General features: G+C 67.9%; 8 protein-coding genes. 6 read left to right on the top strand and 2 right to left on the bottom strand.

Annotation, left to right across the window (positions count from 1 at the left end; all coding sequences use genetic code 11):
• Positions 1-60 precede the first annotated feature (60 nt).
• Positions 61-948 carry an acyltransferase gene (locus tag HMPREF2886_RS12925; RefSeq protein ID WP_003099939.1) on the bottom strand — a complete coding sequence of 296 codons (888 nt, stop codon included), beginning with the start codon at positions 946-948 and terminating at the stop codon, positions 61-63.
• Between the two features lie 142 nt (positions 949-1,090).
• On the opposite strand from HMPREF2886_RS12925, the gene HMPREF2886_RS12920 reads away from it, so the two are divergent.
• The 6 genes from HMPREF2886_RS12920 to HMPREF2886_RS12895 all read left to right on the top strand — a co-directional run bounded on the left by HMPREF2886_RS12920 (position 1,091) and on the right by HMPREF2886_RS12895 (position 5,793).
• On the top strand, positions 1,091-1,600 hold the full coding sequence (locus HMPREF2886_RS12920) for a retropepsin-like aspartic peptidase RloA2 (protein ID WP_024915677.1): 510 nt from the start codon (positions 1,091-1,093) through the stop codon (positions 1,598-1,600).
• Positions 1,601-1,684: 84 nt separating this feature from the next.
• A complete protein-coding gene (creB, locus tag HMPREF2886_RS12915) occupies positions 1,685-2,374 on the top strand; it encodes a two-component system response regulator CreB (RefSeq protein WP_033971394.1) in 690 nt (229 codons plus the stop codon).
• The gene (creC, locus tag HMPREF2886_RS12910) at positions 2,374-3,798 is read left to right on the top strand and encodes a two-component system sensor histidine kinase CreC (protein ID WP_070747510.1); all 1,425 of its coding nucleotides are present in this window, start codon (positions 2,374-2,376) and stop codon (positions 3,796-3,798) included. Before creB ends, creC begins: the two co-directional genes overlap by 1 nt.
• 102 nt (positions 3,799-3,900) lie before the next feature.
• Positions 3,901-5,259 carry a cell envelope integrity protein CreD gene (creD, locus tag HMPREF2886_RS12905; protein ID WP_070747507.1) on the top strand — a complete coding sequence of 453 codons (1,359 nt, stop codon included), beginning with the start codon at positions 3,901-3,903 and terminating at the stop codon, positions 5,257-5,259.
• A gap of 49 nt (positions 5,260-5,308) precedes the next feature.
• The gene (locus HMPREF2886_RS12900) at positions 5,309-5,611 is read left to right on the top strand and encodes a hypothetical protein (protein ID WP_070747504.1); all 303 of its coding nucleotides are present in this window, start codon (positions 5,309-5,311) and stop codon (positions 5,609-5,611) included.
• The gene (locus HMPREF2886_RS12895; protein ID WP_003084739.1) at positions 5,608-5,793 is read left to right on the top strand and encodes a hypothetical protein; all 186 of its coding nucleotides are present in this window, start codon (positions 5,608-5,610) and stop codon (positions 5,791-5,793) included. The genes HMPREF2886_RS12900 and HMPREF2886_RS12895 overlap by 4 nt, the downstream gene beginning before the upstream one ends.
• On the opposite strand, the gene HMPREF2886_RS12890 is transcribed toward HMPREF2886_RS12895, so the two are convergent.
• A complete protein-coding gene (locus HMPREF2886_RS12890; protein ID WP_033978053.1) occupies positions 5,756-6,376 on the bottom strand; it encodes a glutathione S-transferase in 621 nt (206 codons plus the stop codon). The two genes, HMPREF2886_RS12895 and HMPREF2886_RS12890, sit on opposite strands and share 38 nt — an antisense overlap.
• Positions 6,377-6,380: the final 4 nt, after the last annotated feature.

Here is a 6,380-nt window from a genome sequence, read left to right as displayed (position 1 = left end):
CGGCGGATAACCGCGTTGCGGTTATTCGCCCTACGAGATGGGTGTGCTTCGGCCGGTGCTTCAGCGCAGTTGGCGCAAGCGGGCGATGCGTTCGTCCTTTTCCTCCCACATGCGCGAGACCCATTCCTGCACGTACTGGCGGAACACCGGGTCGTTCTCGTAGTCGCCCTGCCACAGGGCGGGATCGATCGGCCGGGTCTGGATGTCGACGATCACCTTCGGCACCCGTCCGCAGAGCAGGTCCCAGAATCCCGGCACCTTGTCGCTCGGGTAGACCACGGTGACGTCGAGCAGGGCGTCCAGTTGCTCGCCCAGCGCGGCGAGGACGAAGGCGACCCCGCCGGCCTTGGGCTTGAGCAGGTGGCGATAGGGCGACTGTTGCCGGGCCTTCTTCTGTTCGCTGAAACGCGTGCCTTCCAGGTAGTTCACCACGGTCACCGGGATGCGCTTGAACTTCTCGCAGGCGGCCTTGGTGATCTCCAGGTCCTTGCCCTTGAGTTCCGGGTGCTTCTCCAGGAAGGCCTTGGAGTAGCGCTTCATGAACGGATACTCCAGTGCCCACCAGGCCAGGCCGAGGAAGGGCACCCAGATCAGCTCCTTCTTGAGGAAGAACTTGAAGTACGGGGTGCGCCGGTTGAACACCTGGATCAACGCGGGGATGTCGACCCAGGACTGGTGGTTGCTCACCACCAGGTACGAGGTGTCCTGGCGCAGGTCGCCGGCGCCGCGCACGTCCCAGACCGTCGGCGTGCAGGTGGCGAAGATCCACTTGTCGATCTCCGCCCAGGTCTCGGCGATCCACATCACGCCCCTGGAGCAGAGGTCCTTCAGGCGCTGGCCGGGGAGCACCAGCTTGAGCAGCGCGATCAGCATCATCGGGCCGATCAGGATCAGCGTGTTGAGAAGCAGCAGAAGGCTGCTGGTCAGGCCGGTCAACAGTTCCCGCATGGTTGGTTTCCCTGTCCTGGGTGTGGGTCGACGCGGCCCATCATACGCATCCGCGCCGCGCCGCCCAAGCCGCTGGCGTGGCGAACGAAACCGCGCCGTGCTAGTCCTATGTGGACCTCGTATCACTTCAGGAGATGCCCGCGTGAAGCGTGCCCTTGCCTTGCTCTCGCTGTTCGCCCTGCCGGTCCTCGCCGCCGAGCCCAACCTCTACGGCCGCTACGAATGGGTCTCCCTGCCGGAGCTGGACCGCACCCTGCAGGCGAAGATGGATACCGGCGCCTATACCTCCTCGCTGTCGGCCAAGGACATCGAGCTGTTCCAGCGCGACGGCGAGGAGTGGGTGCGCTTCCGCCTGGCCACCAAGGAGGCCGACGGCTCGGTGTTCGAGCACAAGCTGGCGCGCATCGGCAAGATCAAGAACCGCGCCGACAACCGCAACGGCGAGGACGAGGAAGAGGACCGCCTGAGCGAACGCCCGGTGATCGACCTGCAGGTCTGCCTGGGCGGAGCGATGAAGACCATCGAGGTCAACCTCACCGACCGCAGCGCCTTCAACTATCCGTTCCTGATGGGCACCAAGGGCTTGCGCAAATTCCACGTCGCGGTCGATCCCTCCGAGCGCTTCGTCGCCGACAAGCCCACCTGCAAGTAAGCGTCCTACGCCACCGGCGGCGCGATTGACGCGCGCGCCGGCTTGCGGCACCGTTCCGGCATTCCCGTCAGCCGCCGTCACGCCATGCCGCATATCCTGATCGTCGAAGATGAAGCCGCGATTGCCGACACCCTGCTCTACGCCCTGCAGGCCGAAGGCTTCGCCACCACCTGGGTGACCCTCGCCGGCGAGGCGCTGGCGTTGCAGGAGCGCCAGCCGGCGGATCTGCTGATCCTCGACGTCGGTCTGCCGGACATCAGCGGTTTCGAGGCCTGCAAGCGCCTGCGGCGGTTCTCCGAGGTGCCGGTGATCTTCCTCACCGCGCGCGATGCCGAGATCGACCGCGTGGTCGGCCTGGAAATCGGCGCCGACGACTATGTGGTCAAGCCGTTCAGTCCGCGCGAGGTGGCGGCGCGGGTCAAGGCCATCCTCAAGCGCATGGCGCCGCGCCTGGCGGCGCTGGAAGAGGCCACGCCGAGCGGGCCGTTCCAGGTCGACGAGGAGCGCGTGCGGATCCACTACCGCGACACCCCGCTCAACCTCACCCGCCACGAGTTCCGCCTGCTGCAGACGCTGCTCGGGCAGCCCGAGCGGGTATTCAGTCGCGAGCAGTTGCTCGATGCCCTCGGCGTCGCCAGCGAGGCCGGCTACGAGCGCAACATCGACAGCCACATCAAGAGCCTGCGCGCCAAGCTGCGCCAGGTGAACGAACGCGGCGAAGCGATCCAGACCCATCGCGGCCTGGGCTACAGCTACAGCCCGGACCACGCCTGATGCCGCTCGGCGTTCGGATCTTCCTGGTCTACTTCCTGTTCGTCGGTCTCACCGGCTACTTCGTGCTGAGCACGGTGATGGACGAAGTGCGCCCCGGCGTGCGCCAGTCCACCGAGGAAACCCTGGTGGACACCGCCAACCTGCTCGCCGAGATCCTCCGCCAGGACGTGAAGAACGGCACCCTGGCACAGAGCGACCTGCCGGAGATGCTCGAGGACTACGGCAAGCGGGTGCCGCAGGCGGACATCTGGGGCTTGCGCAAGGAGGCCGTGAACCACCGCATCTACGTCACCGACGCCCGCGGCAAGGTGCTGCTGGACTCCACCGGCGTGGCCGTCGGCCAGGACTATTCGCGCTGGAACGACGTCTACCTGACTCTCCGGGGCCAGTACGGCGCGCGCTCCAGCCGCGAAGACCCGGACGACCCGGACTCCTCGGTGATGTACGTGGCGGCGCCGATCAAGGATGCCGGGAAGATCATCGGGGTGGTTTCGGTGGCCAAGCCGAACAGCAGCCTGCAACCCTACATCGATCGCTCGCAGCGGCGCCTGGCCTGGCTCGGCGCCGGGCTGATCGCCCTTGGCCTGCTGGTCGGCGGCCTGCTCTCCTGGTGGCTCAGCGGCGCGCTGCGGCGCCTTACCCAGTATGCCCAGGCGGTCAGCGAGGGGCGCCGCGCCGAGCTGCCGCGCTATCGCGGCGGCGAGATGGCGCAACTGGCCGACGCGGTGGAGCGCATGCGCACGCAACTGGAGGGCAAGGACTACGTCGAGCGCTACGTGCATACCCTGACCCACGAATTGAAGAGCCCGCTGGCGGCGATCCGTGGCGCCGCCGAGTTGCTCGACGGCGAGATGCCGGCCGAACAGCGGGCGCGCTTCGTCGGCAACATCGCCGGCGAGAGCGAGCGCCTGCAACAACTGATCGAGCGCCTGCTGAGCCTGGCCCAGGTGGAGCAGCGGCAAGGCCTGGAGGAGGTCGGCAAGGTCGACCTGCGGGAGATCGCCGCGTCCCTGCTGGAAGGCCAGGCGGCGCGTATCCAACGCCAGCGATTGCGGGTGGAGAACTGCCTGGAAGGTCCCTGCGAGGTACGCGGCGAGCAGTTCCTGCTGCGCCAGGCGCTGGCCAACCTGCTCGACAACGCCCTCGACTTCACCCCGCCCGGCGGCATCCTTCGCCTGCTCGCCGAGGCCGACAGCGAGGGTATCGCCTTGCGCCTGTTCAACCAGGGGCCGGCGATTCCCGACTATGCCCTGGCGCGCCTCACCGAACGCTTCTACTCGCTGCCGCGCCCGGCCAGCGGGCGCAAGAGCACCGGGCTGGGACTGAACTTCGTCGCCGAGGTGGCGCAACTGCATGGCGGCCGGTTGCAGGTCGGCAACCGCGACGACGGCGTCGAGGCGCTGCTCTGGCTGCCGCGCGGCTGAGGCGTCTCCACGGAAACTCCATCGACTCTCCACACGGCGACCCGAAGCCCGCCATCGCGGCACCGCAGACTTTCCGCCATCACCCCGACGGAGAGTCCCCCCATGAACCGCACGCTAGCCTACAAGCTCGGCGCCATCGCCCTACTCATCCTGCTATTGCTGATTCCCCTGTTGATGATCGACGGCCTGATCCGCGATCGCCAGGAGGTTCGTGACGGCGTGCTGCAGGATATCGCCCGCAGCTCCAGCTACAGCCAGCGCCTCACCGGCCCGCTGCTGGTGGTGCCGTACCGCAGGACGGTGCGCGAGTGGGTCACCGAGGAGAAGACCGAGAAGCGCGTGTTGCAGGAGCGCGAGCAGCGCGGCGAGCTGTACTTCCTGCCCGACCGCTTCGCCCTCGACGGGCAGATGCGCACCGAGCTGCGCTACCGCGGCATCTACCAGGCGCGCCTGTACCACGTCGACAACAAGGTTGCCGGTTACTTCCAGGTGCCTGCGCACTATGGCATCGAAGAAGACCTGGAGGACTACCAGTTCGAAACGCCGTTCCTGGCGATGGGTATCAGCGACATCCGCGGCATCGAGAATGCCCTGCGCCTGTCCCTCGACGGTGCCAGCGTCGACTTCGAGCCGGGTAGCCGGGTCGGCCTGCTCGGCAGCGGCGTGCACGCACCGCTGCAAGGCGTCGACGGGCGCCAGGCGCAGCGCCTGGAGTACGCCTTCGACCTGTCGTTGCTCGGCAGCGAGCGGCTGGACATCGTGCCGGTGGGCCGCGACAGCCAGGTCATCCTGAAGGCCGACTGGCCGCACCCGAGCTTCGGCGGCGAGTTCCTGCCCAGCGAGCGGGAGATCACCGCCGAGGGCTTCACCGCGCGCTGGCAGACCAGCTTCTTCGCCACCAACATGGAAGAGGCGCTGCGCAGTTGCGTGGAGGATCAGCGCTGCGACGGCTTCCAGGCGCGCGCCTTCGGCGTCGGCCTGGTCGATCCGGTGGACCAGTACCTGAAGGCCGACCGCGCGATCAAGTACGCGCTGCTGTTCATCACCCTGACCTTCGCCGGCTTCTTCCTCTTCGAGGTGCTCAAGCGCCTGGCGGTACACCCGATCCAGTACGCGCTGGTCGGCCTGGCGCTGGCGTTCTTCTACCTGCTGCTGCTGTCGTTGGCCGAGCACGTCGGCTTCGAGCTGGCCTACCTGGTCTCCGCCGGAGCCTGCGTCGGCCTGATCGGCTTCTACCTGTGCTTCGTCCTGCGCAGCGTGGCCCGAGGGCTGGGCTTCAGCGCCGGCCTGGCAGGGCTGTACGGCCTGCTCTACGGCTTGCTGAGCGCGGAGGACTACGCCTTGCTGATGGGCTCGCTGCTGCTGTTCGCGGTGCTTGCCGCGGTGATGGTGCTGACCCGCCGCCTGGACTGGTACGGGGTTGGCCGCAAGGACCTCCCGGCCGTACCCGCCAAGGCCTGACGACGAGGGCGGCGGCGCCGGCCGCCGCCGATTTCCAAGGAGGAAAAGCATGCGCCTGTTCTTCGAGTTCACTCTCTGTGCCGCCCTCGGCCTGCTGGTCAGCGGCGTGATCCTGATCTTCCTGCTGTTCTTCGGCAAGTTCGGCCTGATCGAGTACTGGATCGCCAGCGGCAAGCCCCTGGCCCACACCATGCTGGTGCTGATGCCGGACGGATTCTGGGAAGGCCTCAGCGGCATCGAGGGCGCCGCCGGCAATCCGCACGTGCGCTCCTTCCTGGAGCTTTGCATGGGGCTCGGACAGAGCGCGCTGTTGCTGGGCCTGCTGCTGTTCCGCCTGGTGTGCTGGAAATGAACGGCTATGTCGGCCTGCGCGACGACCGTCGCGATGGCGAGCGCCTGGCGGCGCGGATCGGCCTGCTGTTCCCCGGCCCCTCGGCGGCCTGGCTGCAACGCGCCGAGCGCCTGCGGCGGCAGCAGGCGTCGGCGGGCCTCGGGGTCAGGCGCGGGTGGCCTGCATCGACGGGCGCTGGCTGACTTCGGCGAACCAGGTGGCGAGTCGCGGGTAGCGGCCGCGCCAGTCCCACTCCGGCTGGCGCAGGTCGAGATAGCCCAGGGCGCAGGCGACGCCGATGGCGGCGATGTCGAAGCGCGCCTGCAGTTCGGCGATACAGTCGCCCTCCAGCCACGCCAGGGACCGCGCGATCTTTTCCCGCTGTGCTTCGAGCCAGGCGTCCCAGCGCTTCTCCTCGGGGCGGACGAAGGTTTCGTAGCGAGTCAGCACCGCGGCGTCGAGGACGGCGTCCGCCAGCGAGGCGATGGTCAGGCGTCGCCAGCGGGCGCTGCCTTCGCGAGGGATCAGCGGTTCGCCGACGTGCTGCTGGTCGAAGTAGTCGCAGATCACCCGGCTGTCGTGCAGCACCTGGCCGTCCGGCAGGCGCAGGGCGGGAATCTTGCCGGCCGGGTTGCTGGCGTTGAGCTGCCGGATGGGCGCGACCGGCGTCGGCGTGACTTCCTCGAGCGCCACGCGCTCGCGTTGGCCGGTTTCGTGGAGCAGGACCAGGACCTTGCGCACGAAGGGCGAGGCGGCGGCGTAGAACAGCGTATGGGTAGCGCTCATGCGG

The sequence above is a fragment of the Pseudomonas sp. HMSC066A08 genome (assembly GCF_001813025.1).
GTDB lineage: Bacteria > Pseudomonadota > Gammaproteobacteria > Pseudomonadales > Pseudomonadaceae > Pseudomonas > Pseudomonas aeruginosa.
Note: the sequence above shows the minus strand (reverse complement) of the source record. Positions and strands in the feature narration are given on the sequence as shown.

What these genes read in the sequence shown, in the direction of transcription:
- creC (WP_070747510.1), top strand. Translation starts at nt 2,374, where the DNA reads ATGCCGCTCGGCGTTCGGATCTTCCTGGTCTACTTCCTGTTCGTCGGT.
- HMPREF2886_RS12890 (WP_033978053.1), bottom strand. Translation starts at nt 6,376, where the DNA reads ATGAGCGCTACCCATACGCTGTTCTACGCCGCCGCCTCGCCCTTCGTG.
- creB (WP_033971394.1), top strand. Translation starts at nt 1,685, where the DNA reads ATGCCGCATATCCTGATCGTCGAAGATGAAGCCGCGATTGCCGACACC.
- HMPREF2886_RS12900 (WP_070747504.1), top strand. Translation starts at nt 5,309, where the DNA reads ATGCGCCTGTTCTTCGAGTTCACTCTCTGTGCCGCCCTCGGCCTGCTG.
- creD (WP_070747507.1), top strand. Translation starts at nt 3,901, where the DNA reads ATGAACCGCACGCTAGCCTACAAGCTCGGCGCCATCGCCCTACTCATC.
- HMPREF2886_RS12895 (WP_003084739.1), top strand. Translation starts at nt 5,608, where the DNA reads ATGAACGGCTATGTCGGCCTGCGCGACGACCGTCGCGATGGCGAGCGC.
- HMPREF2886_RS12925 (WP_003099939.1), bottom strand. Translation starts at nt 948, where the DNA reads ATGCGGGAACTGTTGACCGGCCTGACCAGCAGCCTTCTGCTGCTTCTC.